Genomic DNA, 23,092 nt, shown 5'->3' on the forward strand with positions numbered 1-23,092 from the left:
CGTCCGTTCACCGCCACCGATTCCGCTCCTTGCTCCACGACTCGCCCGCCTCATAGCGGCTCCCGCGCCGCTCACCGGAGTCGACACGGGGTACCGCCCCGGTCTGGTAGCGCGGTATCGCGCCCGTCTCGCCGTAGCGCCGCAGCGCTCCCTTTTCGCCGTAGCGCGGCAGCGCTCCCTTTTCGCCGGAGCGCGGCCGCCCGGCCGAGCGCCCAGCGGAGGCAATCGGGCGGGCCGACCGTGTCGCCGGGCGTCGTCGGGAAACCGGTTCGGACCGCCGCGGCCGCCCGGTCATCCGGTCGCGCAGCTTCTCGGCCCGCGTCGGCCGGTAGGCGACGGGGGCGGGCAGGCGCCACAGTCGGGCACGCCACCCGGTCGGCCGCGTCGGCGGGAGCGCGGCCACCGATTCCGGTTCATGCCGGGCCGCGTTCGCCAGCAGCCCCAGCATGGCCAACATGGTCAGCGTCGAGGTACCGCCGGCCGAGACCAGTGGGAGCTGGATGCCGGTGACCGGCAGCAGCCCGACGACGTAGCCGATGTTGATGAAGGCCTGCGCGGTGATGAGGACGGTGATCGTCGACGTCATCAACTTGAGGAACGGGTCCTCCGACCGCAGCGCGATGCGCATGCCGATGAGCATCAGCCCGACGAACAGCGCGATGACGACGAAGGCCCCGATCAGGCCGAGTTCCTCGCCGACGATGGCGAAGATGAAGTCGTTGTGGGCGTTGGGGAGGTAATTCCATTTGGCGCGACTCTGGCCGAGACCGACACCGAACACCCCGCCGTTGGCCAGCGCGTACAGCGCCTGCCGGGCCTGATACCCGGCGCCTTGCGGATCGTTGATGGCACCGATGAAGCTGCGCACGCGTTCGGAGCGATAGCCCTCGACGAGAGCCAGGCCGAGGGCGATCACCGCTCCGGTCACGACGAAGCTCGCGAACACCCGCCACGGCAGCCCGGCGAACCACAGGAGGGCGGCGACGATGATCGCAATCGTGATGGTCGTCGACAGATTGGGTTCCAGCACGATCAGCAGACAGATCAACGCGGCCACCGGGAGCAGCGGGATCAGCAGCTCGGTTTGGCTGATGCCGTCGCGGCGGCGCGAGGCCAGCAGGTGCGCGCCCCACACGCAGAGCGCCACCTTGACCAGTTCCGACGGCTGGACCGACAACCCGTAGATCACGAACCAGCGGCGGGCGCCCTGACTCAGCGTGCCGATACCGGGCACCAGGACCAGTGCCAACAGGATCGTCGTACCGATGATCATCGGTCCGGCGGCCCGGCGCAGCAGCCGGACGGGCAGCCGGACGGTCAGGTAGAACACCCCGAGGCCCAGCACAGCGAAGATCAGCTGGGTGGTGAACAGGCTGTACGCGGAGCCCTCTTTGGAGTACCCCTCGACAGACGACGCGGAGAGCACCATCACCAAGCCGAGAACGGTCAGCACCAGCGCCATGCCCACCACCATGTGGAAGGATGCCGTCGGCCGGGCCAGGAGGTTGCGCACGGCCTCGACGATCACCTTGGGCCACGCCAGCAGCGACTCGTCGTCGCGGGCGCGCTGCGCCGCTGCCTTCCCCGGCTTCGCCGAGCTCCCCGGCTTCGCCGACTTTCCCGCCTTCGTCGCGGTCGTGGCCGAGGCGTCGGGTGCCGGGCCCGACGAGGTGGTCGCGGTGGTCATCGCGGCTCCCCCGCCAGTGCGACTGCCGCCGCGGCAAACGCATCGCCGCGCGCCGCGTAGCTGTCGAACATGTCGAGGGAGGCTGCGGCCGGGGCCAGCAGGACGGCATCGACGGAGTCGTCGGCCTGCGCGATCTCCCACGCCTGCCGGACGGCCTCGGCCATCACCGCCACGGCGTTCGCCCGGTCGGCGGGTGACTCCGCCGACGCGAAATCACGGGTCGGCACTCGTTTGTCAGCACTCACCCGTCCATCGTCGCCTGTGAATACTGTGACTGTTGGGACTTCTGGGGCGTGTCGCGCAATCGCCCGCACAATCTGATCCCGATCGCGGCCGATGGCGACCACCCCGGCCAGCCGTGGCGAAGCGTCGGTGACCAGCCCGTCGACCGAGGCCCCTTTGAGCAGTCCCCCCGCGACGAGCACCACCCGCCGCCGTGCCGCGATCGCCGCCGCGGCCGCATGTGGATTGGTGGCCTTGGAATCGTCGACGAACTCGACCCGACGCCCGGCGCCGGCCGCGGCGCGTGCCACCGTCTCGCCGCGGTGCCCGGCCGGGGCGAAGGACGACAGCCCCGCCGCGATCGCCGCCACCGGGATCCCGATGGCCAGTGCCAGGGCCACCGCAGCCAGCGCATCGGCACGCCCGGACGGCCCCGCCGGGTGGATCCGCGCGGCATCGACGACCTCGCGGCGGTCGCTGAACGCCCAGTCGACGAGCATCCCGTCGGCGACGCCGAGTTCCCCCGGTCCCGGGGCGCCGAGGGTGAACACCACCCGCCGCGCGTCCCGGCCCACCGGCAGTCGTGCCGCGACCGGGTCGTCGCCACCGACGACGGCCACCCGTCCGCGCAACGCGCCGGCCTTGGCGGCGCTGTAGCCGACCATTCCGCCGTGCCAGTCGAGATGGTCCTCGGCGACGTTGAGCACCACCCCGGCGTCGGGATGCAGCGACGGCGCCCAATGCAGTTGGAACGAAGAGGCCTCGACGCACAGGACGTCCACGCGCGGCTCCCGGCACAACACGTCCAGCACCGGCGTCCCGTAGTTCCCGCACGCCGCCACAGTTCGGCCCGCGGCCGCCACGACCGCCTCGAGCATGGCCGTCGTCGTGGTCTTGCCGTTGGTGCCGGTGATGATCGTCCACGTCCGCGGCGGGCCGGTGGCGCCGCTGCGGTCGACCCACCAGGCGAGTTCGACCTCCCCCCACACCGGGACCCCGGCGGCACCGGCCGCGGCCACCAGCGGGTGGCCGGGCGCGAAACCCGGGGAGACGACCAGTAGTCGGGCGTTGCGCCACAACTCCGCGTCGGCGAGTGCTTCGTCGACACCGGATCGGCGCATGCCGTCGTGCACCGACGGGGCGGCGAATGCCGAGTCCACGACGGTCACCCGGGCGCCGGCGGACTGCAGGTACGCCGCGGCCGACCGACCCGCCGTGCCGTTTCCGGCGACCACCACCTCGGCGCCGACCAGGCCGGTCACCAGGTCGACCCCCTCGGCGCGACTGTGCTCAGCCACCGAAATTCTTGAACTCGCTGTAGAACAACGACAGGCCCAGCCCGATGGAGATCGCCGTCAACAACCAGAACCGGATGATGACCGTCGTCTCCGCCCAGCCGCCGAGCTCGAAGTGGTGGTGGAACGGGGCCATGCGGAACAGTCGCCGGCCCGAGGTGCGGAACACCACGATCTGCAGCACCACCGACACCATCTCGGCGACGAACAGGGCGCCCAGGACCACCGCGACCAGCTCCGTGCGCGTCACGATCGACAGCCCGGCGAGCAACCCGCCCAGGGCCAACGACCCGGTGTCACCCATGAAGATTTTTGCCGGCGCGGCGTTCCACCAGAGGAACCCGAGGCACGCGGCACCGCCGGCCACCGCGAGGATCGTCAGGTCGAGCGGATCGCGCACCTGGTAGCAACCGGGCGCCGACGGCAGCCCGGCCGCGCCGCCCTGGCACGCGTTGCGGTACTGCCAGTAGGTGATCAGCACGTAGGAGCCCAGCACCATCGCCATCGATCCCGCGGCGAGGCCGTCGAGGCCGTCGGTGAAGTTCACCGCGTTGGACCAGGCGGCGACGACGAACCAGACGAACAGCACGAACACCACGCCGCCGAGGCCGGCGAGTGAAATGGCGTTGATGTCGCGGGCGTAGGACAGGTGTTCACTGGCCGGCGTGTAGCCGTACTCGTTGCGGAACCGCAGCACGAGGATGCCGAACAGGATGGCCGCGATGGCCTGGCCGACGGACTTCGCGGTCTTGTTCAAGCCCAGGTTGCGGTGCTTGCGGACCTTGATGATGTCGTCGAGGAAACCGACGCAGCCGAGCATGACCGCCAGCCCGAGGACGAGCAGACCCGACGCGGTCGGTCCGGATCCGTCGAGGGCGTACCCCGCGATGTGCGCGCCGAAATACCCGGCCACCAACGCGGTGACGATGGCAACACCGCCCATCGACGGGGTGCCCCGCTTGGTCTGATGGCTCTCCGGGCCCTCGAGGCGGATCTCCTGGCCGAAGCCCTGCTTGGAGAACACCCGGATCAGCACGGGGGTCAGCGCAATCGAGACGATGAGGCCGACTGCGCCGGCCACCAGAATCTGCGTCACGTCATGCGTCACGTGTCTGCTCCATCCCGCTCAACGAATCTCCGCTTCCTCGTCCTCATCGGCCACCGCGCGCGGCGCCGGTCTACCCCACCATCCAACCCGGTCGTCAGATCGGGCGGATCACCAGGTCCCGCTCCGCCAGCGCGTCGAGGACCGGCTGCCGGTCCCAGGCGCCGGCAAAGGCCACCACATCTCCGGGGGCCGGCGAAAAGTCGCCGGACCCCTCCCACAGGGCGGCCAACTCGGCCGCGTCGGCGACGAGTTTGGCTTCCTCGCCCCACGATCCCTCCATGACGGCGCCCTGGTGGGCTGCTCGGACGGGTCGTGACCCGCCGACGCAGACCACTTTGTCCACGGCCAGCCGCACCGCGGTCCGGGTGAGGCGGTCGTGGTCGACGACGCTGCGCGCGATGTCACCGTCGTCGGTCAATTCGCCGAGCACCAACCAGGTCCGCGAGGACCCCGGATCGCCACGATGCGCACTGCCGGCGCCGGAATCGGCGGCGACGGTCACCAGGCGGCGCACCAGTGCGCTCCCGTCGGCCACCGACGCGTCGGTCCCCGCATCCAAGACCACGATCGGGCGCCCGGCGACCCGCTGCGCCAATGCCTCCCGCAGCACCACGCGGTCGTCGAAGTCGTGTTTCACCCCGTTGACCTCCTGACCGGTCTCGTGCCCCTTGCCCGCGACCAAGACCACGTCGCCGCTGCGCGCCCACGCCACGGCCGCGGCGATCGCCGCGGCGCGCCCGCCGACCTCGCGGATGTCGGTCGCGCGTCGATCGTCGTCGGCCAGGCCGCGCGCACCGGCCACCACCGCCGCCCGGATCGCGGCCGGGTCTTCGCTTCTGGGGTTGTCATCGGTCACGATCACCAGATCGGCGGCCCGGGCGGCCGCCGCGCCCATCTGCGGGCGCTTGCCGGTGTCCCGGTCGCCGCCCGCACCGAGGACGACGCCGATACGGCCCGGCGCCTCGGCCGCCAACGTGGCCAGGACCGCCTCGACGGCGGCCGGTTTGTGCGCGTAGTCGACGACGGCGAGGAAGTCCTGACCGGCACGGACCGGCTCGAGGCGCCCCGGCACGACGGCGTCGGCGATCCCCGCGCAGGCGCGCGCCACGTCGGCCCCCGCCGCGGCACACAGCGCCACGGCCAGCGCGGCGTTGGTGACGTTGTAGCGCCCGGGCAGCAGCAGGTCGAGGTGGTGCTGGCCGTCGTCCGGGTCCACCACCGCGGCACCACCGGGTGCGGCCACCGCCGTCCAGCGGCCCGGCGCCGACTCCCGCGGTGGCGCGTCGGCCGTCTCGACGGTGGCCGGGTCGACGGCGATCGCGGCCATCCGCCGCCCCCACTCGTCGTCGACGCAGATCACCGCCGACGATGCGGCCACCGGTGAGGCCGGGTCGAACAGCGCGGCCTTGGCCGCGAAGTAGTCATCCATCGTCGGGTGGAAGTCGAGGTGGTCCTGCGACAGGTTGGTGAATCCGCCGACGGCGAAGGAGGTGCCGGCCACCCGTCCCAGCGACAGGGCATGGCTGGACACCTCCATGACCACGGTGTCCACCCCCCGCTCCAGCATGGTGGCCAACAGGGCCTGCAGGTCCGGTGCCTCCGGCGTCGTCAGCGACGACGGCGCCGTCTCGCGGTTGATCCGGGTGGCGACGGTGCCGATGAGCCCGACCGAGCGACCCGCGGCCAGCAGCGCCGATTCGACCATGAACGCGGTGGTCGTCTTCCCCGATGTGCCGGTGATCCCGATGACGGTGAGGTCCCGGCTCGGATGGTGGTAGACCCGGGCGCTGACGGCACCCAACACCGATCGCGGATCGGGGTGGACCAAGACGGGGACGGCCAGTCCGCGCACCAGGTCGGCACCAACCGGGTCGGTCAGGATCGCGCTCGCCCCGCGATCGAGGGCCTCCGCGGCGAACTCGGCACCGTGGGCGCGCTGTCCGGGGAGCGCGGCGAACAGATCGCCCGCCGCGGCGCGCTGGGCGCGCAGCGTCACGCCGGTGACCTCGCCACCCGACTCGGGATCCGACGCGCCGATCAGTTCGGCGAGAACGGCCACCGGGGTCGGGACGACCCGCACCGGGCGGAGCGCATCGGATGAAGGGGAATCAGTACCCATGGGGAGTCAATCTACCGGCCCGCCGGGATGGCTCAGCCCGCCTCGAGCGCCAGGCGCGGCGCGGGCGGCGAATACGGGACGCGGGCGCGCTGGAGCAACCAACCCGCGATCGTGCCGAACAGCGGTGCGGCCGACTGTCCGCCGCTCCCGTCGCTGCTCCGCCGGGGGTTGTCGAGCACCAGTCCGATCACGTACCGCGGGTTGTCCGCCGGGGCGATCCCGGCAAAGGTGATGTTGTAGCGCGAGTTCGAGTAGCAGTTGCACCGCGGGTCGACCTGCTGCGCGGTGCCGGTCTTCCCGGAGATCTGGTAGCCGGGGACCCCGGCCTGCGGGCCGGTGCCGCGCTGGCGGCCGGTCGGGTCGTCTTGGACCACCGCCCGGAACATGTCGCGGACCGCCCGTGCGGTCTCCGGCGACACCACCGTCACCTTATCCGGCTCCGGCATCGGCGACTCGCGGTGGCCGTCGCGGGTCTCCGCGACGATGATGCGCGGCGGAATCCGGACCCCGTCGTTGGCGATGGTCTGATACACCGATGCCATTTGCAGCAGGGTCATCGACAAACCCTGGCCGATCGGCAGGTTGGCGAACGAACCGCCGGACCACTGGGACAACGCGGGTACCTGCCCGGGGCTCTCGCCGGGCAGGCTCACGCCGGTGCGCTGGCCCAACCCGAAGGCCGTCACCAGATCGGCGAACCGCTTCTCCCCGACCTGCCGGGCCAACATCAGCGTCCCGACGTTGGAGGACTTGCCGAAGATTCCCGTCGTGGTGAACCGTTCGGGTCCGTGCGCCCACGCGTCTTTGACCGTCACGCCGGCCATCCGGATCGAGCCCGGGACGGTGTGGGTGGCAGTCGGGGTGGTCACACCGTATTGCAGCGCGGCGGCGGCGGTCACCACCTTGTTGACCGAGCCCGGCTCGAACGGCGTGGTGACCGACGGGTTGTCGAGATTCGCGTCGCGCTGCTCGGACAACGGGCGCGAGGGGTTGAAGGTGGAGTCGTTGGCCATCGCGAGGACTTCGCCGGTCCTGGCGTCGAGGACCACCGCGGCGACCCGTTTGGCGCCCGACGCGGCCTTGGCCGCGTAGACCTGGCTCTGCACGAACCACTGGATGTCGGAGTCCAGGGTCAGCCGGACCGTGGCGCCGTTGATCGCCGGTGCGACGTTGCGGGCGCTGCCGGGGATGATCGCCCCGTCTGAACCGCGGTCGTAGGTCTTGGACCCGTTGGTTCCGCCGAGTACCGAGTCCATCGACGATTCGAGGCCCATGAGGCCGTTGCCGTCATAGTTGACGTCGCCGATCACGTTGGCCGCCAGGGTGCCGCCCGGGTACAGGCGCAGGTTCTCCGGATCGGCACCGACCTCCGGGAAGTCCGCGACGATCCGTGCGGCCACGTCGGTGGCCACCGACCGGGCGAGGTACACGAACTTCTCGGGTCCGTTGAGTTTGGCCAGCAGATCGGCCTCGGAGATCGATCCGCCGAGCGCGCTGGAAACACCCTTGGCGATCTCGGCGAACCGCTTGGCCGCGTCCGGCAGCTTCGGATCCCGCCGGTGTGCGGCGTCGGTGGCCGTGCGGACGGCCTGTGGCAGGAAGGTCAGCGCTCGGGCCTCGTCGGTATAGGCCAGCGGCCGGCCGTAGCGGTCCAGGATCGATCCCCGCTTGGCCGTGAGCACCACGGTGTACTCCCGCTGGGCGGCGGCCTGCGCCGCCAGGGAGCGGGCTTCGAGGGTGTGGACGACGACGAGCCGTCCGGCGATCGCGGTCACGATCACCGCGACGAACACGACGGCCCAGCGCGCCCGGATGGTGAACCGGTCCGGACCGGAATCACCGTCGCTACGCGACTTCTTCCCGCCCCTGGGCGGACGGTGTGAACTGCCGCCCCCGGGCGAACGGTGTGAACTGCCGCCGGCAACCGCGCGGCGCGAGGCCGTGGCGCCGCCCTTGGTCCCGGTCCTCGACGTGCTCGTCGTCGGCTTGGAGCCCAACCGGCCCAGCCGGGACCCTCCGAGTCGAAATACGGCGCGCGTCATGATTGCCCATCATTCCCGGTACTAGGAGTTGCGCCGGGCATTTGCCCCCGGCGCGCCGCGACTGCCCATCTGCGGCAAAACATTCGGCGCGGCCTCGGTCGGCGCCGGGGTGTCGGTCCGGGAACCGTCCTGCGGCTGCCCGCTCTGCTGGGTCGGGCTCTGCTGCTCGTTCTGACCCTGCTGGTTCTGACCCTGCTGGTTCTGGCCCTGCTGGTTCTGGCCCTGCTGTTCCGGCTGGGCGGCTTGGCCCTGGTCGGCACCCGGCAGACCGGTCGAGTCCTCCACCTTGCTCGTGTCGATGTGGCGCAGCGCCTCGTCGACCGGCTTGGGGTTGATCGAGTGCGGCGCCCGGCCGCTGGCCGGGGTCGGCGTACCGCGCACCACGATCCGCCCGTTCTCCCCGACGACGAGCCGGGCCGAGTTGCGGGCCGGAATCAGCCCCAGCCGCGCCGCCTTGTCGGACAATTCCGGCGCCGAATCGGCCGATTCATAGGTGCGCTTGAGCGCGTCGCGCTTGTCGACCAGCGATTGGTTCTGCGCCTTGGCCATGGTCAACTCGTAGGAGTCCTGGGCCGCGCGGGTCGACAGCCACAGCGTTCCGACCAGGCCGAGCGCCACCAGTGCGATCACCGGGACGGCGAACGGCATGGTGCGAACCCGTTCGACCAGGCTCGGTCGCACCGCGCCCGGCTGAGTCCGGGTCCGGCCGCCCGATGCCGTGGATTTGCGTGATTCCTTGGCCAGTCGCGAGGCGCGGCGGTTCACCGCACGCTGCGCCGCCCGCGACCGGTTTTCCCGGTGTGCCGCCCCGACGCCGGTGCCCGCGCGGCGCCGGCGGGGCGCGTCGATGACGGCCAGCTCTCCCGTGGGGGCGCGGTGCCGGGCGACCTGTTCGGCCTCGTCGGGCCGCTCCCCGCCTGACTTGCGCATCATCGCGCTCCCCCTTCCACCCCGTCCGGGGCGATTCGTTCAATGGCGCGGACGCGGGCCGGCGCCGACCGCGGGTTGGCCTCGATCTCGTCTTCGGTGGCCTGCTCGGCCCCCCTGGTCACGAGCGCGAATCGCGCTGCCGTGCCGGGCAGTTCGACCGGCAGGCCGGCGGGTGAACTGGACCGGCTCCGTTGCGCGAACTCGCGCTTGACGATGCGGTCCTCGAGTGACTGGTAGCTCATCACCACGGCACGTCCACCCACCGCGAGCGCGTCGAGTGCCGCCGGGAGGGCCGCCTTCAACGAGTCCAGTTCGCCGTTGACCTCGATGCGCAATGCCTGAAACGTGCGTTTGGCGGGGTGCCCGCCGGTTCGCCGGGTGGCTGCCGGGATCGTCGAGTAGAGCAGTTCGACCAGGCGCCCGCTCGTGGTGAACGGCTGCTCGCGCCGCGCGGCGACCACCGCCGAGGCGATCCGGCCGGCGAAGCGCTCCTCGCCGTAGTCGGCGAGGACCCGGGCGAGCTCGCCGTGCGAGTAGGTGTTGAGGACGTCGGCGGCGGTCAGTGGATCGTCGGTGTTCATCCGCATGTCCAGCGGCGCATCCACCGCATAGGCGAATCCGCGGTTGCGCTGGTCCAGTTGCATCGACGAGACGCCGAGGTCGAACAGCACGCCGTCCACCTCGGGCAGCGCCCGGCCGAGTCCGACCGGCTCGGCCAGGACGCGGGCCAGCTCGTCGTAGCGACCGGCGTTGATCGACACCCGGTCCCCGAAGGGCGCCAGCCGCGCCGCGGCACCCTGGCGCGCCGCGCCGTCGCGGTCGATACCCACGACGGTCAGACCGGCGAAGGCACGGAGTAGGAGTTCGGTATGCCCACCGGCGCCGAGGGTGGCGTCGACGACGACCGCACCTTCCCCGGTGGCGCTGTGCCGAGTCACCGCAGGGGCGAGCAGATCGAGGATCCGCTGTGCCATCACCGGGATGTGGCCGTGCTCACCGCCGCTCATCGCGCGTCCTTCTCGTGTCGCCGGGCCGTGGGGATGGATGAACCGGGGTCCCCGCCCGATCGCGAACCTGGCGCTGGGGAAGTGCGTCAGGGCCGGATCGGGCGTAGGCCTCGTCTCACCCATGGAGGTGGTCTCGGGGCTCATGGAGTTGTCAGAGGAGGGTCTCGAAGGCTTCCGAGCCGGCCGCCGAGAAGTCCTCCTCGTGGTCGGCCTGGTAGGCCTCCCACGTCTGGGCGTCCCAGATCTCGAGGTGGTCGAAGCTGCCGATGACCACGCACTCCTTCGTCAGACCGGCGTACTTGCGGTGATCCGGCGAGAGGCTGATCCGCCCCTGCCCGTCCGGCCGCTGTTCGTCCGCGCTGGCGAAGAAGTACCGCTGGAAGGCGCGCGCCTGCGGGTTGTTGCGCGATGCCGCCCTGGTCCTCTCTGCGATCACGTCGAAGTCCTCGAGGCGGTAGACGGCGAGGCTGTTGTCCTGGTTGCGAGTGACCATCACCCCTCCTGCCAATGCGTCTCGAAACTTCGCGGGCAGTGTGAGCCGCCCCTTGTCGTCCAACTTGGGCGTGTAAGTGCCGACGAGCCGCTGACTCGACATCTGACACCTCCCGCCCGCTGCTGGGTTTCGACGTCCGGTTCGCCTCACCCAGTGACCACACTCTACCCCACTTTCCACCACTTTCCACCCCAATCGCGCCACCGCTGCCCCACTGGCTAGCAAAAATGCAGTTCAAAGCGGTAAGTAGTATTGCGAGCCAGGGGCGGACACGCCGTGTCGCAGCTGATTCAGGCGGTTACCAGTGGGACTAGAGCGTTCTAAAGTGCCTGGTGATATGTAGCTACAGCACCCGGTGGTGGAATGTGGGGAATCGTCGGGTGACCCGGTGGGGCACCGTGGGGAAAGCCCACCCCCACGGCGGCCCGGGTTCCACAGACGACAAAAACCCGGGGCCGCGCATCGTGATGATGCGCGGCCCCGGGTGAGGTCTGCGGGCCGGTAGACCGGCCCTGGTCGCTACTCCTCGGTGAAGCGGCGGTTGAAGCGGTCTTCCATCCGCTCGGAGAAACTGCGCGCCGGCGCCGCCGGCCGAGTGGGCCCGGCACCGCCGTCGACCGACTTGAGTGACGGCTTGCCGCCGCGGAGCGCCAGCAATCCCGCGGCAAACATGACGAGGAAGCCGATGAGGCTCAGGATCGGGAACCCGCCGACGTGAACGCCCGCAACGATTCCGCCGACAAGAAGCGCGAGCCCGACGAGGAAGATCGCGACGGCCTGCAACCGCCGACGACTCGGCGCACGTCCACCGCGGTGCACGGTCGAGGCGAACTTGGGGTCGTCCGCATACAGCGCATTCTCAATCTGGTCGAGCATGCGCTGCTCGTGTTCGGATAGTGGCACCGCCCTGCCTCCTCAATCGTGCTGGTCACCTCCATGATACGAGGTGAAGCGCAGAACGACCACAATTCGCCGCCCGTTGCGCCCATTCGCGGGGACCAACCACGCCGATTCAGGCCGAACGTTGCTGGGACGGCGCGGCCAAGGGCGTCCGCCCCTGCTCATAATCGGCCAGCACCGCCTCGCCGATTGCCAGGAAAGCCGTGAGGCGCACGCGCATCCGCGCCACCACCGCCTGGTCGACATCGGTGACGAGCCCGGTCTCGATGCGGTGCCGGACCCCCGAGTGGGCGGCGAAGAACTCCGCCGCGGCGGCCAGGCCGCCGTCATCGGCCGTCGCGCGCGCTTGCGCGCCCAACCGAACCCAGGCGCTGCGCTGACCCCTCGGGGCCCGGCGGCGCGACTCCAGCACGGTGAGGATGGAACCGGCCGCGCGCAGCGACGCGAGGTAATACAGCCGCAACCGCTCGGCGTTGCCGGCCACGACATCCCCCTCGTCGGCGATCCGCACGGCCTGGTCGAGCAGGCGATGGGCATCGAGCACCACCCGGTGGTCGACCGCCGCGTTCGTCGTCGCCATCTCCCCTGCCACCTCCTTGCTCGCCCGTCTTCCGTCGGCGTCTTCCGCCGGCGTCTTCCGTCGGCGTCATCCGCTGTCACCCGGAACGTATCGGCTCGGTCGGACATTCCGGACCGCGGCGGATGCCCGGCCGGCGCCTCGGCTTCCCTCCGCGGCGCCGGCCGAACCCCGACGGCCGGTGGCGCCGGACCGGCCGAGTATCGAAACTATGTTCGATGTCATCGATGCTAGCGTGATCGTGCGGCGGGCTCAACCGCTGCTGCGACACAGGGAGAGATCAAGATGCCCAACGAGCCGGTCAGCGCACCGGTGGACGTGCGCGTGGTGCGGCTCTACGGCGGGGACTCCCACCGCTGGCTCGACCCGGCGCTCAATGTCTACGTCACGGCAATGGGCTATCCGCGCGGTATCGAGGCCCAGCGGCGCGCCCTGTGGCGCGACCACATCGCCCGGCCCGGGTGGAGCGCTTTCGGCGCGGTCGCCAGCCTGGACACCGATCGCACGGGCGGCACGTGGCTGCGCCGATCGACGACCGCCCACTCCCTGCACCAGCGCCGCCTCGACCCGGTCGCCGCCCGGGGCGAGACCCGCGCCGAAGTCCTCGTCGGCATCGCCTACGGCTATCGCGGCGCCCCCGATCAGTGGTGGAACCAGCAGCTCCGCACCGGCCTGCGCCAGGCGGGGTGCCCCGCCGACGAGGCCGCGCGCGTCCTGGCCGACTACTTCGAGCTCACCGAACTGCACGTGCACCCCGACGCCCAGGGTGGCGGCGTCGGCCAAGCACTGTTGAGCGCCCTGCTCGCCGACCGGACCGAGGCGCGGGTCCTGCTGTCCACGCCCGAGGTGGTCGGTGAGGCCAATCGAGCCTGGTCGCTGTACCGCCGCTTCGGCTTTTCCGACGTCTTGCGCAATTTCACCTTCGTCGGCGATCCCCGGCCGTTCGCCTTCCTCGGCCGCGAACTGCCGCTGCCGGTGGCCGGGCGCCAAACCCAGGACCCGGTCGGCCAGCGGTGAGCCGGGACTACGACGCGATCATCATCGGGGCCGGGCACAACGGGCTGATCGCCGCGGCCTACCTCGCCCGGGCCGGCCGCTCGGTCTGCGTCCTGGAACGCGACAGCATCCCCGGCGGCGCCGTCTCCACCGTCGAGCGGTTCCCCGGCTATGCGGTGGATCGCGGCTCGTCGGCGCACATCATGATCCGCCACACCCCGATCCTCGACGAGCTGGACCTCCCGCGTTTCGGGTTGCGCTACATCGACTGCGACCCCTGGGCCTTCGCGCCCGCCGAGAACGACGACGACGAGGCCATCGTCTTCCAGCGCGATCTCGCCGCGACGTGCGCCTCGATCGAACGGTCCTGCGGCCGGGCCGATGCCGACGCCTACGGCGCGTTCGTGGCCCGCTGGGCACCGCGGGCGCGCGCGACCATGGCGGCGTTCAACCGCGAGCCGACGCCGTCGCGGTTCGCCACCGTCTTCGCGCGCCCGGGCTGGCGAACGCCCAGCGCACGCCGCTCGGTGGTCGGCCGGCTGTCCTCGATGTCGCAGGACATGCTGGGCTCCGGCGACGCCCTGCTCGACCGGTGGTTCGATTCCGAGCGACTCAAAGCCGCGCTGGCCTGGTTCGGCGCACAATCCGGTCCGCCCACCGACCTGCCGGGCACCGCCCCCATGGTCGGCTTCGCCGCACTGATGCACGACATGCCACCCGGGCGGGCCGTCGGCGGCAGCGGCGCCCTCACCGCCGCCCTCGTCGCCCGCCTGCGCGCCGACGGCGGTGACCTGATCACCGATTCCGCCGCGGTCGCGCTGACGGCCACCGGCCGACAGTGGGAGGTGAGCAGCGCCGACGGGACGGTGCACCGGGCCCGGCACGTGGTGGCCGCCTGCCACATCACCACGACGCTCGGGCTCCTGCAGGCCGGGGGCTACCCGGCCGCCGACCTCGACCGCTGGCGCCGCTCGATCGTCGTCGGCAACGGGATCGGGATCGCCGTCCGGTTGGGCACCACCGCACTCCCGGACTATCGGGGCACGCCCGACGGACTGCCCGCCCACGGCCTGCACAGCGGGCTGGGTCTACTCACCTCGGATCGGGCCCATCTGCGCCGCGCCCACGCGGCCGCGGCCGTCGGTGAGCTCCCCACCCGCCCGGTCGCGCTCCCGATGGGATTCTCCGCACTCGACCCGTCCATCGCGCCGCCCGGGCGTCACCTGCTCAACGTGTGGGCGCAGTGGCACCCGTTCCACCTGTCCGCGGGACGCTCATGGGCCGACGAGGCCCAGCGCGCCGCCGACGCCGTCATCGACGAGATCGACCGATACGCACCGGGATTCGGATCGACGATCGAGCACCGCTACATCCAGACACCCGCCGACCTGGAATCCGAATTGGGCATGCCGGCGGGGAACATCATGCACGTCGAGATGAGCATCGACCAGATGTTCGGCTGGCGCCCGCACCCCGACCTCGCCGGGCGATCGGTACCCGGTGCGCGCGGACTCGTCCTCGCCGGCGCGTCGACCCATCCGGGCGGCGGCGTGACCGGGACGAGCGGCCGACTCGCCGCCCGGGCCATCCTGCGCCGGCGGTAGGGAGTACGCCGCGCGGTGCCCGGGGTCCCCCGACCCGAGCACCGATCTGGCACGATTGACGGCGTGTCGAAGCCCGTGTCCGGTCCACCCCCGTCCCGGTTGCTCGCCGTCATCGGCGCGGCCCTTCTGTTGGTCCCGATGCTGGCGGGCTGCCTTACCCGCTCGGAAACCGTCGGCGACCGGTTCTCCGGCGAGATCATCGTGGCCACCGCCGGCGACAATCCGCGCGGCGTCCCCCGCCTCGACATCCCCCAGTCGATGTCGAGCCAGATCTCCCTCTCCGACTTCACCGGCACCATCTCGCCCGACGGCACCGTGAGCGCGCAGTCGCCGGAATCCTCGCCCACCCCTGAACCGCAACCCCAGCGGGGCCCGACCAAGATGGGCACCCGCGCGGTGTACAGCTCGTTGACCGCCGGCCAGTTCAGCCAGCTCGGCGACATCATCGCGGCGGCGTTCAGCGGGACCAACGCCGCCATGGACCTCACCACCGTCCGCAGCGGCAACGCCGTGCGGATGACCGGGACGGCCGACTTCACCGATCTCGTCGAAGGCCGCGACGTGGTCTACTTCTCCGTCACCTTCAACGGCGAGATCGGCGGGACCAACGGCATCAACGCGCGCGACGACACCGCCGCCTGGGTCATCCCGGCCGGCAAGTCCAGCGATCTCAACGCCGATGCCCGCTACCCCGACCCGGCGTCGGCGGCGGTGCCGAGCTGGTCGATCTTCGTCACCGTGCTCTGCCTGGCCACCGTCGGCTTCGTCGCGTGGTACGCGCGGCGCGAGCGCAAGGCCGACACCACCCCGAGGCCCGGAGCGCCGGCCAGGTGACCGACGCCGACCTGGTCGACCGGGTCCAGCACCGCCTGGCCGGTCTGTTCGACGACGCGCGCGCCGATGCCGATCGAATCGGGGCTCCCGTCCGCGAGGCCACCGACTCCCTCGCCGACTTCGTCCTCCTCGGCGGCAAGCGGGTCCGCCCGTTGTTCGCCGACGCCGGCCGCGCGGTCGCGCACGGTGTTGCCGGCGCCGCGCCGCTGCCCGACGACTCCGACGACGACATCGTCACCCTCGGCGCGGCCCTGGAACTGGTCCAAGCCTGCGCGCTGGTGCACGACGACATCATCGACGCCTCCGACACCCGCCGCGGCAACCCGACGGTCCATCGGGTGTTCGCCGCCCGCCACCGCGCGGGCGACTGGCAGGGCGATCCCGACCGGTTCGGCGAGTCGGTGGCCATCCTGGTCGGCGACCTCGCGCTCGCCTGGGCCGACGACCTGGCCACCGGGCTGCCCGCCCGGATCGCACCGGCCTGGCGGACCATGCGCACCGAGGTCCTGGCCGGCCAATTGCTCGACATCGGCAGCGAGGCGCGCCGCGACGAATCGCTCGACGCCGCCCTGCGGGTGATCGTGTACAAGACCGCCGGCTACACGGTGGCGCGCCCCCTGCAGCTCGGTGCCGTCCTCGGCGGCGCCGACGACCGGCTGGTGGGCGACCTGCGGGCCATCGGCCTGGACCTCGGCCTGGCCTTCCAGCTGCGCGACGACCTGCTCGGCGTGTACGGCGACCCGGCCGTGACCGGCAAGCCGTCGGGCGACGACCTGGTGACCGGCAAGCGCACCGTCCTCGTCGCCGAGGGATTCGACCGGGCCGACGGGCACGGCGCCGCCCGGCTGCGCGGCCTGCTGGGCACCGACCTCACCGACGAGGACCTGGCCGACGCACGGGCGATCTTGACCGACTCCGGCGCCCAACGCGCCGTGGAGTCCCGCATCGATGCCGCACTGGCGTCGGCCCTACACGGAATCGATGCGCTGCCCACCTCCGACGGGGCCCGGGCGCAGTTGGCCGCGCTGGCCCACCGGATCACCCACCGGGCATCCTGACGATGGCCGCATTGCGCCGCGTCCCCGGCCCGACCGAGCACGTCGTCGTCATCGGCGCCGGTCTGGCCGGCCTGTCGGCCGCGCTGTACCTGCGCGGCGCCGGCCACGACGTCACCGTGGTCGACGCCGCCGACGCACCCGGCGGCCTGGTGCGCACCGAGGAACTGACCGCCGGCGACGGATCGGTCCACCGGTTCGACACCGGCGCCACGATCCTCACCATGCCCGAGCTGGCCCTCGACGCCGTCGCCGCCGGCGGTGGGGACCGGGCCGCCGCGGCCGCCGCCCTCGACCTGCGGCCGGTCGACCCCTCTTATGTCGCGCGGTTCGCCGACGGCGCGCAGCTGGCGGTCGCCGGCGGGCGGGCCGACCGCATCCGCGAGATCGCCGCGGTCTTCGGCACCGAGACCGCCGACGGCGCGGACCGGCTCACCGATTGGCTCGAACGGCTCTACCGGATCGAATTCGACGCCTTTATAGACCGCAACCACGACGGGCTCGCCGACTTCGTCCGCGGCGACCTGCGGGCCGCGACGACCGCCTTGGTGCGCCACGGCGCCGTGCGGGGACTGACCGGCGCGATCAACCGGTTCGTCACCGACGACCGGTTGCAGCGCGTGTACTCCTTCCAATCCCTCTACGCCGGGGTACCGCCGGCCCGCGCCGCCGCGATCTACGGGGTGATCGCCCACATGGACATCGGGATGGGCGTGAGTTATCCGGCCACCGGTATGGGCCGGTTGGGCGAGGTGCTGGCCGAAGCGCTGACCGCCGCGGGCGGCGGGCTGCGCCTGGCCACGCGCGCCACCGCGCTGCACCACGACGACCGCCGGATCACCGGCGTGACCGTGGTCGGCCCGGCCGGGGACACCGAGGTGGTGCGCGCCGATGCCGTGGTCGCCGCCTGCGGCGCCGTCGGGCTGCGTCGGCTGCTCGCCCCGCTGCGGCGCCGCCCGGCGAAAGACCGGATCCGGTATTCGCCCAGCGCGGTCGTCGCCCACCTCGCCGTCGCCGAATCGGCCACCGCACAGTGGCCCGGGGACCACCACACCATCGACTTCGGCCACGAGTGGGAGCAGACCTTCGCCGAGATCGCGCCCCGCCGACCCGGTCGCGGGTCGGTGATGAGCGACCCGTCGGTGCTGATGACCCGGCCCGCCGTCACGTCGCCGGGGTTCACCGCGGCCGGCCGCGAATCCGTGTCGGTCCTGTGGCCGTGCCCGAACCTGGTCGCGGCGCCGCTGCCATGGCCGGAGACGGCGCCGGCCTATGTCGCCGAGTCGCTGGGGCGGCTCGGACGCCGCGGATACCCGGGTATCGACGCCGCCGAAGTGCTGCGCATCGACACCCCGTCGTCGTGGTCGGCGCGCGGCTATTCGGCGGGGACACCGTTCGCCGCGGCGCACACCGTGACCCAGACCGGCCCGCTGCGGACCCGCAACCTGTCCCGAGACTGGTCGAACCTGGTGATCGCCGGCGCCGACACCGTGCCCGGAGTGGGCATTCCGCCGGTCTTGGTCTCCGGGCGGCTGGCCGCCGACCGCATCACCGAGTTGCCCGCTCGGGAACGTCGATGAGCTCGGCCCGCACCGTCGCGCCCGGCGGGGACGCCTACGATCGCACCGTGGCGACGCAGGAGACTCGGTGGTGGCGGCAGTGGGAGTTCCCCGTCGGCACACTGGGGTCCATCCTCGTCGCGCTCGGCGCGTTCGGGGTTGCCGACATCCCGCGGATCAACACGGTCGCACAAAACGCCGGGTGGGCGTGGATCACCTACGGCCACGGCAAAACCCTTGCCGCAGTGACGTTCTGGACCGGAGTGGCCGTCCTCGTCTACTGCTGGGTCCGGATCGGGCGGCGGGTCGCCGACACCGGCCGTCCCCCCGTCCCGGTACGCCACATCCAGGCAACGGTGCTGGCCTGGGCGGCCCCGCTGACGATGACCGTGCCCGTCTACAGCCGCGACGTCTACGCCTACCTCGCGCAGGCCCAGGTGTTCCGTGCCGGTTTCAACCCCTATTCCGACGGCCCGGTGCACGCCCCCGGCCCGATGGTGGACTCGATGGCCCAGGTGTGGTCGGCCACCACCGCGCCCTATGGCCCGACGTTCATGTGGCTGGGCCGGGCGGTGGCGGCACTGGCCGACGACAACGTCATTCTCGGCGTCCAGCTCATGCGCGCCGTGCTGATCCCGGGCCTGCTCGCCAGCCTGTGGGCGGTCCCCCGCCTGGCCCGACGGTTCGGGGCGTCGCCGCAGCAGGGGCTGTGGTTGGCCCTGCTCAACCCGATGATCCTCATCCACCTGGTGGCCGGTGCCCACGTCGAGCTGTTGATGATGGGGGTCCTGGTCACCGGGGTGACGCTGGCGGCAACCGGGCGGCACGCGACGGGGCTGGCGGTGCTGGGGCTCGCCGCGACCATCAAGATCACCGCGGCGATCGCCATCCCGTTCGTCTTCTGGATCTGGCTGGCACACTTGCGCGAGAAGGGCCGCGACGACGCCGTCGGCCCGCGGCGCACCGCAGCGGTGTTCGCCGCGACGGCGGGCATCCCCCTGGCCGTCTTCACCGCGATCACCCTGGCCAGCGGCCTCGGGCTCGGATGGCTGACCGGTCTGGGCTGGGCCGGGCGCATCATCAACTGGCTGTCGCTGCCCACCCTGGTCGGCCACCTCATCACCTGGGCCGCAGCCCCATGGCAGGCCTGGAACCTGCAATCGGTGTTGGTCTACACCCGCGGCGCGGGGATGGTCCTGCTCGCAGCGATCCTCTGTTGGCTGTGGATCCGCTTCCGCCACGACGCCCGCAGCGCCATGACCGGGATGGTCCTGGCGATGCTGGCGGTCCTGCTGCTCGAGCCGTCGACGCTGCCCTGGTACTACACCTGGGTGCTCTGTCTCGCGGTGGCGCTGCCGTTGGCCCCGTGGATCCGCGCGGTGGTGGTCGCCGCGTCCACGGTGCAGTTGATCGTGTTCCAGCCCGACGACTCGATCGCGCTCTACCAGCCGCTCGGGCTGGTCATCGCCTTCTCCCTCGGCACGCTGGCCGCGGTGTCGCTGCTGCGCCCGGACCCGCTGCGCCTGCGCCTGCGGTCCGGCCCGCGCGATGCGCCGGCGGCCGTGCCCCGATGACCGCCGACCGCGGGTACCGGGTCGCCGAGTCGCTGAGCGCCATCCACGGGCGCACCTACCACCTGGCCTCCCGCCTCCTGCCCGCTCCGCAGCGGCGCGCCGTTCACGCACTCTATGGGTTTGCCCGCACCGCCGACGACATCGTCGACCTCCCGGTCGTCGGGCCCGATGACCGGCTGGCCCGGCTCGACGCGCTTTTTGCCGGGCTCGACGCGACCCGGTCCGGAGGACCGATAGAAATCGACCGGTCCGGAGGACCGATAGAAATCGACCGGTCCGGAGGACCGATAGAAATCGACCGGTCCGGAGGACCGATAGATGTCCGGCTGCCGCCCGACACGATCGCCCTTCTCGCCGCCGTGGCCGATGCATCCCAGCGCTTCGGCCTGACCCCGGGCCAGTTCGCGGCCTTCCACCACTCGATGCGGATGGATCTGCCCGCCGCACCCGAGTTCACCGACCGGTATCGGGACATGGCCCACCTGCGCGAATACACCCGGGGATCGGCGGCGGTGATCGGCGAGATGCTGGTCCCGCTCCTGGGCGCCGACGCGACCCGACCGGACACTCTCGCCCACGCCGGCGCCCTAGGCGAGGCCTTCCAGCTGACCAACTTCCTGCGCGACGTCGGTGAGGACCTCGACCGGAACCGCATCTACCTCCCCGCCGACGAACTGGCGGCCTTCGGAGTCGACGAGGCGGGGCTGCGCGCCTGCCGGGAACGCGCCCGGGTGTCCCGGCCGGTGCGTCGGGCCATCGCGCACCTGGTGGCGGTCAACCGCGATTGGTACCGCCGGGCCGACGCCGGGATCGAGGACCTGCCGCGGCGGACCCGGCCGGCGATCCGGGCCGCGGCGAGGTCCTACGCCGACATCCTGCGGGTGATCGAAGAGCGCGGTTACGACGTGTTCGCCGGCCGGGCCGTCGTCCCCGCCCGCACCCGGGTCCGCCACGCCGTCGCGGCACTGTTCTGACCGTTCCGCCGTCGCGTTCCGTGGACCGCTTCGCAGTCAGGGGCGCAAGACGGGCAGCAGCAACGCGTCGAGCGCGGTACCCAGTTCGCCCGGCGGTGGCGAGAAGACACAGGTCGACCCGATCCGCACGATCCAGTGCGCCAGGGCCAGCGCGTCCTGCTCCGCGACCATCCCGGCGGCCATCGCGGCCGTCAGCAGCGGGGCGGTGACCTGGGCCGCCTCGTCCAGCAGCGCGTCGAGTCGGCGGGTGGCGAGCCTGCCCACCCACTCGGCCTCGTCGCGGATCAGTTTGCCGACCACCGGGTGCTCGCGGATCTGACGCACCGATTCGGCCAGGAACACGGTGATCACCCGTGGCCCCTCGACGCCGTCGACGACCTCGGGGATGCGTCCGATCAGTCGGTGGCCGTCTCGGGCGATGACCGCCAGGACGGCGTCATCGACCGACCCCAGATTGCGGTAGACCGTGCTCGGTGCGACACCGGCCTCACGGGCGATGTCGGCCACCGAGGTCTTCGACAGGCCGTGCCGGGCCAGACAGGCGACAGTGGCGTCGAGCAGCGGGTCGAGTCGGGCCGGTGGCTGTGCCGGAAGCCGCTCGACGAGCTGTGGGATGGGGATGATCGTGGCGACATGCATGATTGCAACAATCTTGTGCTATTCGTTGCAATCGTGCAAGATGTGACCATGGCCACATTCGCTACGGTGGGTTCCGCCCTCGCCGACCTCGAGTTCAACCGCCGCGACCACGAGGACCGGCCACTGCGGCCGATCCCGCCGGGCCGCGACCAATTCTCGGCCCGGTGGCTGCCCAGTCGCCGGTACCTGTTCGGCCCGTGGCGCACCATCGAGGCCACCATCCCCGCGTCCGACTTCACCAGGGCCCGCGACGACATGTTCTGGCAGGCCGACGAACACATGATCCCCGTCGTCGACCTGTTCCACTCGGCGGGACCGAGCGCGGTCCGCCCGATGTTCGAACAGATGCTCACCGGCGGGATCGACGCCGTTCCCGATGCGCCGTCGGCGCTCGTCGACTTCTTCGCCCAACTCGCCGAACCGCCGGCGTGGTTCGACCGGCGCAGCGCCGATCGCGGCCGGTTGCTGATCTCCTCGGCCTCGTTGTCGGCACAACGCCTGGTCCTGGGCTGGGCTTTGTTCGAAACCGCCATGACCGGGGACATCTCGGCCGCCACCGGGGCCACCGGCCGGTTCAAACGCGACTCGGTCCGCCGCTACGCCGAAACGTTCCGCATGTTCGCGCTGGCCATGAAGCCCGACATCTACGACCGGGACTCCGAGGTGTTCCAGACCATCGTCCGGGTGCGGCTCATGCACGCGCTGGCCAGCCGCGGCCTCCGCCGCGCCTGGGGTGACGAGCACTACCTGCGGTTCGGCGAGCCGATCGCGGCCACCTCCCTGCTCGCCTTTGGCAACGGCCCCCTGCTCACCCGCCTCGTCGACCACCGCCTGGGACGGAAGCTCTCGGCGCGCGACCTCGACGACATCGCCATGTTCGCCGGGTGGTTCGGACACCTCATCGGCGCCCCCGACCGGTTGCGCGCCGCCGACGGGGAGGAGATGATCCGCTCCCTGGACTACGTGTTCTCCCGCGGCGGCGACCCGTCGGGCTGGCGCGAAGAACTCATGCACACGGTCCGACAACCGATCGACGCCCTCGTCGACGCCTATCTCCCCTGGGTCCCCGGCAACGCCCGGTCAGTGGTCTCCGCGGCCGGTTGCAAGGTCTTCGCCGCGGGCGCGATCACCCCGCTCGTCCCGGTCTTCGGCATCGAGGAGATCCACGAGTTCATCGACGGCGCACCCGAATTCCGGTTCCCGTACCGCATCCATGCCGACCTGTTCGGCCGCGTCGCGTCGCTCAACGCACGGTCGGCGGGTATTCGCGACCGGGTACCCGGTGCCACCCTCGTCCGGCGCACGCTCTACCGCAACGGCCCGCCCGGGATCGACCAGGCGGTCGACGGCCTGGCCGCGTTCGCCCGGCGCTATCACGACATCGCCATGGCCTACACCCACCACGACGCGTCGACCACCGGCCGCGGATTGGGCTCGTCGCGCTTGGCGCCGGCCGCCGGTTAGCCCGACACCCGGA

At 71.6% G+C, this 23,092-nt stretch carries 19 protein-coding genes; 8 read left to right on the forward strand and 11 right to left on the reverse strand.

Annotated elements, in window-relative coordinates:
- Nucleotides 1-7 precede the first annotated feature (7 nt).
- The 10 genes from ftsW to nbrcactino_RS11575 form a co-directional block, all read right to left on the reverse strand.
- A complete protein-coding gene (ftsW, locus tag nbrcactino_RS11530) occupies nucleotides 8-1,687 on the reverse strand; it encodes a putative lipid II flippase FtsW (protein ID WP_161927481.1) in 1,680 nt (559 codons plus the stop codon).
- Nucleotides 1,684-3,207 (reverse strand): UDP-N-acetylmuramoyl-L-alanine--D-glutamate ligase, encoded by a 1,524-nt coding sequence (gene murD / locus nbrcactino_RS11535; RefSeq protein ID WP_228460787.1) that lies wholly within the window; start codon nucleotides 3,205-3,207, stop codon nucleotides 1,684-1,686. The genes ftsW and murD overlap by 4 nt, the downstream gene beginning before the upstream one ends.
- Nucleotides 3,200-4,300 carry a phospho-N-acetylmuramoyl-pentapeptide-transferase gene (gene mraY, locus nbrcactino_RS11540; RefSeq protein ID WP_161927735.1) on the reverse strand — a complete coding sequence of 367 codons (1,101 nt, stop codon included), beginning with the start codon at nucleotides 4,298-4,300 and terminating at the stop codon, nucleotides 3,200-3,202. The genes murD and mraY overlap by 8 nt, the downstream gene beginning before the upstream one ends.
- Nucleotides 4,301-4,406: 106 nt before the next feature.
- Complete coding sequence (locus nbrcactino_RS11545) at nucleotides 4,407-6,431, reverse strand: UDP-N-acetylmuramoyl-L-alanyl-D-glutamate--2,6-diaminopimelate ligase (protein ID WP_161927482.1); 2,025 nt, start codon at nucleotides 6,429-6,431, stop codon at nucleotides 4,407-4,409.
- Nucleotides 6,432-6,463: 32 nt separating this feature from the next.
- The gene (locus tag nbrcactino_RS11550; protein ID WP_228460788.1) at nucleotides 6,464-8,473 is read right to left on the reverse strand and encodes a peptidoglycan D,D-transpeptidase FtsI family protein; all 2,010 of its coding nucleotides are present in this window, start codon (nucleotides 8,471-8,473) and stop codon (nucleotides 6,464-6,466) included.
- A gap of 21 nt (nucleotides 8,474-8,494) precedes the next feature.
- The gene (gene ftsL, locus nbrcactino_RS11555) at nucleotides 8,495-9,406 is read right to left on the reverse strand and encodes a cell division protein FtsL (protein ID WP_228460789.1); all 912 of its coding nucleotides are present in this window, start codon (nucleotides 9,404-9,406) and stop codon (nucleotides 8,495-8,497) included.
- Nucleotides 9,403-10,410: a 16S rRNA (cytosine(1402)-N(4))-methyltransferase RsmH gene (gene rsmH, locus nbrcactino_RS11560; RefSeq protein ID WP_161927483.1), complete on the reverse strand. Its 1,008-nt coding sequence runs from the start codon at nucleotides 10,408-10,410 to the stop codon at nucleotides 9,403-9,405. Before rsmH ends, ftsL begins: the two co-directional genes overlap by 4 nt.
- A gap of 151 nt (nucleotides 10,411-10,561) precedes the next feature.
- A complete protein-coding gene (mraZ, locus tag nbrcactino_RS11565; protein WP_161927484.1) occupies nucleotides 10,562-11,005 on the reverse strand; it encodes a division/cell wall cluster transcriptional repressor MraZ in 444 nt (147 codons plus the stop codon).
- Nucleotides 11,006-11,422: 417 nt separating this feature from the next.
- On the reverse strand, nucleotides 11,423-11,806 hold the full coding sequence (locus nbrcactino_RS11570; RefSeq protein ID WP_161927485.1) for an SCO2097 family morphological protein: 384 nt from the start codon (nucleotides 11,804-11,806) through the stop codon (nucleotides 11,423-11,425).
- A gap of 109 nt (nucleotides 11,807-11,915) precedes the next feature.
- The gene (locus nbrcactino_RS11575; RefSeq protein ID WP_161927486.1) at nucleotides 11,916-12,383 is read right to left on the reverse strand and encodes an SAV_6107 family HEPN domain-containing protein; all 468 of its coding nucleotides are present in this window, start codon (nucleotides 12,381-12,383) and stop codon (nucleotides 11,916-11,918) included.
- A 309-nt stretch (nucleotides 12,384-12,692) separates the two neighbouring features.
- Between nbrcactino_RS11575 and nbrcactino_RS11580 the strand changes: the two genes are divergently transcribed.
- The 7 genes from nbrcactino_RS11580 to nbrcactino_RS11610 all read left to right on the forward strand — a co-directional run bounded on the left by nbrcactino_RS11580 (nucleotide 12,693) and on the right by nbrcactino_RS11610 (nucleotide 20,976).
- The gene (locus nbrcactino_RS11580; RefSeq protein ID WP_161927738.1) at nucleotides 12,693-13,397 is read left to right on the forward strand and encodes a GNAT family N-acetyltransferase; all 705 of its coding nucleotides are present in this window, start codon (nucleotides 12,693-12,695) and stop codon (nucleotides 13,395-13,397) included.
- A complete protein-coding gene (locus nbrcactino_RS11585; protein WP_161927487.1) occupies nucleotides 13,394-14,980 on the forward strand; it encodes a phytoene desaturase family protein in 1,587 nt (528 codons plus the stop codon). Before nbrcactino_RS11580 ends, nbrcactino_RS11585 begins: the two co-directional genes overlap by 4 nt.
- Before the next feature lie 63 nt (nucleotides 14,981-15,043).
- Complete coding sequence (locus nbrcactino_RS11590) at nucleotides 15,044-15,814, forward strand: LppM family (lipo)protein (protein WP_161927488.1); 771 nt, start codon at nucleotides 15,044-15,046, stop codon at nucleotides 15,812-15,814.
- Entirely contained in the window at nucleotides 15,811-16,872 is a 1,062-nt protein-coding gene (locus nbrcactino_RS11595) for a polyprenyl synthetase family protein (RefSeq protein ID WP_186343344.1), read from the forward strand. The genes nbrcactino_RS11590 and nbrcactino_RS11595 overlap by 4 nt, the downstream gene beginning before the upstream one ends.
- Nucleotides 16,873-16,874: 2 nt before the next feature.
- Nucleotides 16,875-18,449 (forward strand): phytoene desaturase family protein, encoded by a 1,575-nt coding sequence (gene crtI, locus nbrcactino_RS11600; RefSeq protein ID WP_161927489.1) that lies wholly within the window; start codon nucleotides 16,875-16,877, stop codon nucleotides 18,447-18,449.
- On the forward strand, nucleotides 18,446-20,002 hold the full coding sequence (gene mptB / locus nbrcactino_RS11605) for a polyprenol phosphomannose-dependent alpha 1,6 mannosyltransferase MptB (RefSeq protein WP_186343345.1): 1,557 nt from the start codon (nucleotides 18,446-18,448) through the stop codon (nucleotides 20,000-20,002). The genes crtI and mptB overlap by 4 nt, the downstream gene beginning before the upstream one ends.
- Nucleotides 19,999-20,976: a phytoene/squalene synthase family protein gene (locus tag nbrcactino_RS11610; RefSeq protein WP_161927490.1), complete on the forward strand. Its 978-nt coding sequence runs from the start codon at nucleotides 19,999-20,001 to the stop codon at nucleotides 20,974-20,976. Before mptB ends, nbrcactino_RS11610 begins: the two co-directional genes overlap by 4 nt.
- 36 nt (nucleotides 20,977-21,012) lie before the next feature.
- Here the strand turns inward: nbrcactino_RS11610 and nbrcactino_RS11615 are convergent, their stop codons facing one another.
- Nucleotides 21,013-21,615 (reverse strand): TetR/AcrR family transcriptional regulator, encoded by a 603-nt coding sequence (locus nbrcactino_RS11615; protein WP_161927491.1) that lies wholly within the window; start codon nucleotides 21,613-21,615, stop codon nucleotides 21,013-21,015.
- A gap of 48 nt (nucleotides 21,616-21,663) precedes the next feature.
- Between nbrcactino_RS11615 and nbrcactino_RS11620 the strand changes: the two genes are divergently transcribed.
- Nucleotides 21,664-23,079 carry an oxygenase MpaB family protein gene (locus tag nbrcactino_RS11620; RefSeq protein WP_161927492.1) on the forward strand — a complete coding sequence of 472 codons (1,416 nt, stop codon included), beginning with the start codon at nucleotides 21,664-21,666 and terminating at the stop codon, nucleotides 23,077-23,079.
- Nucleotides 23,080-23,092: the final 13 nt, after the last annotated feature.

The organism is Gordonia crocea, from assembly GCF_009932435.1.
GTDB lineage: Bacteria > Actinomycetota > Actinomycetes > Mycobacteriales > Mycobacteriaceae > Gordonia > Gordonia crocea.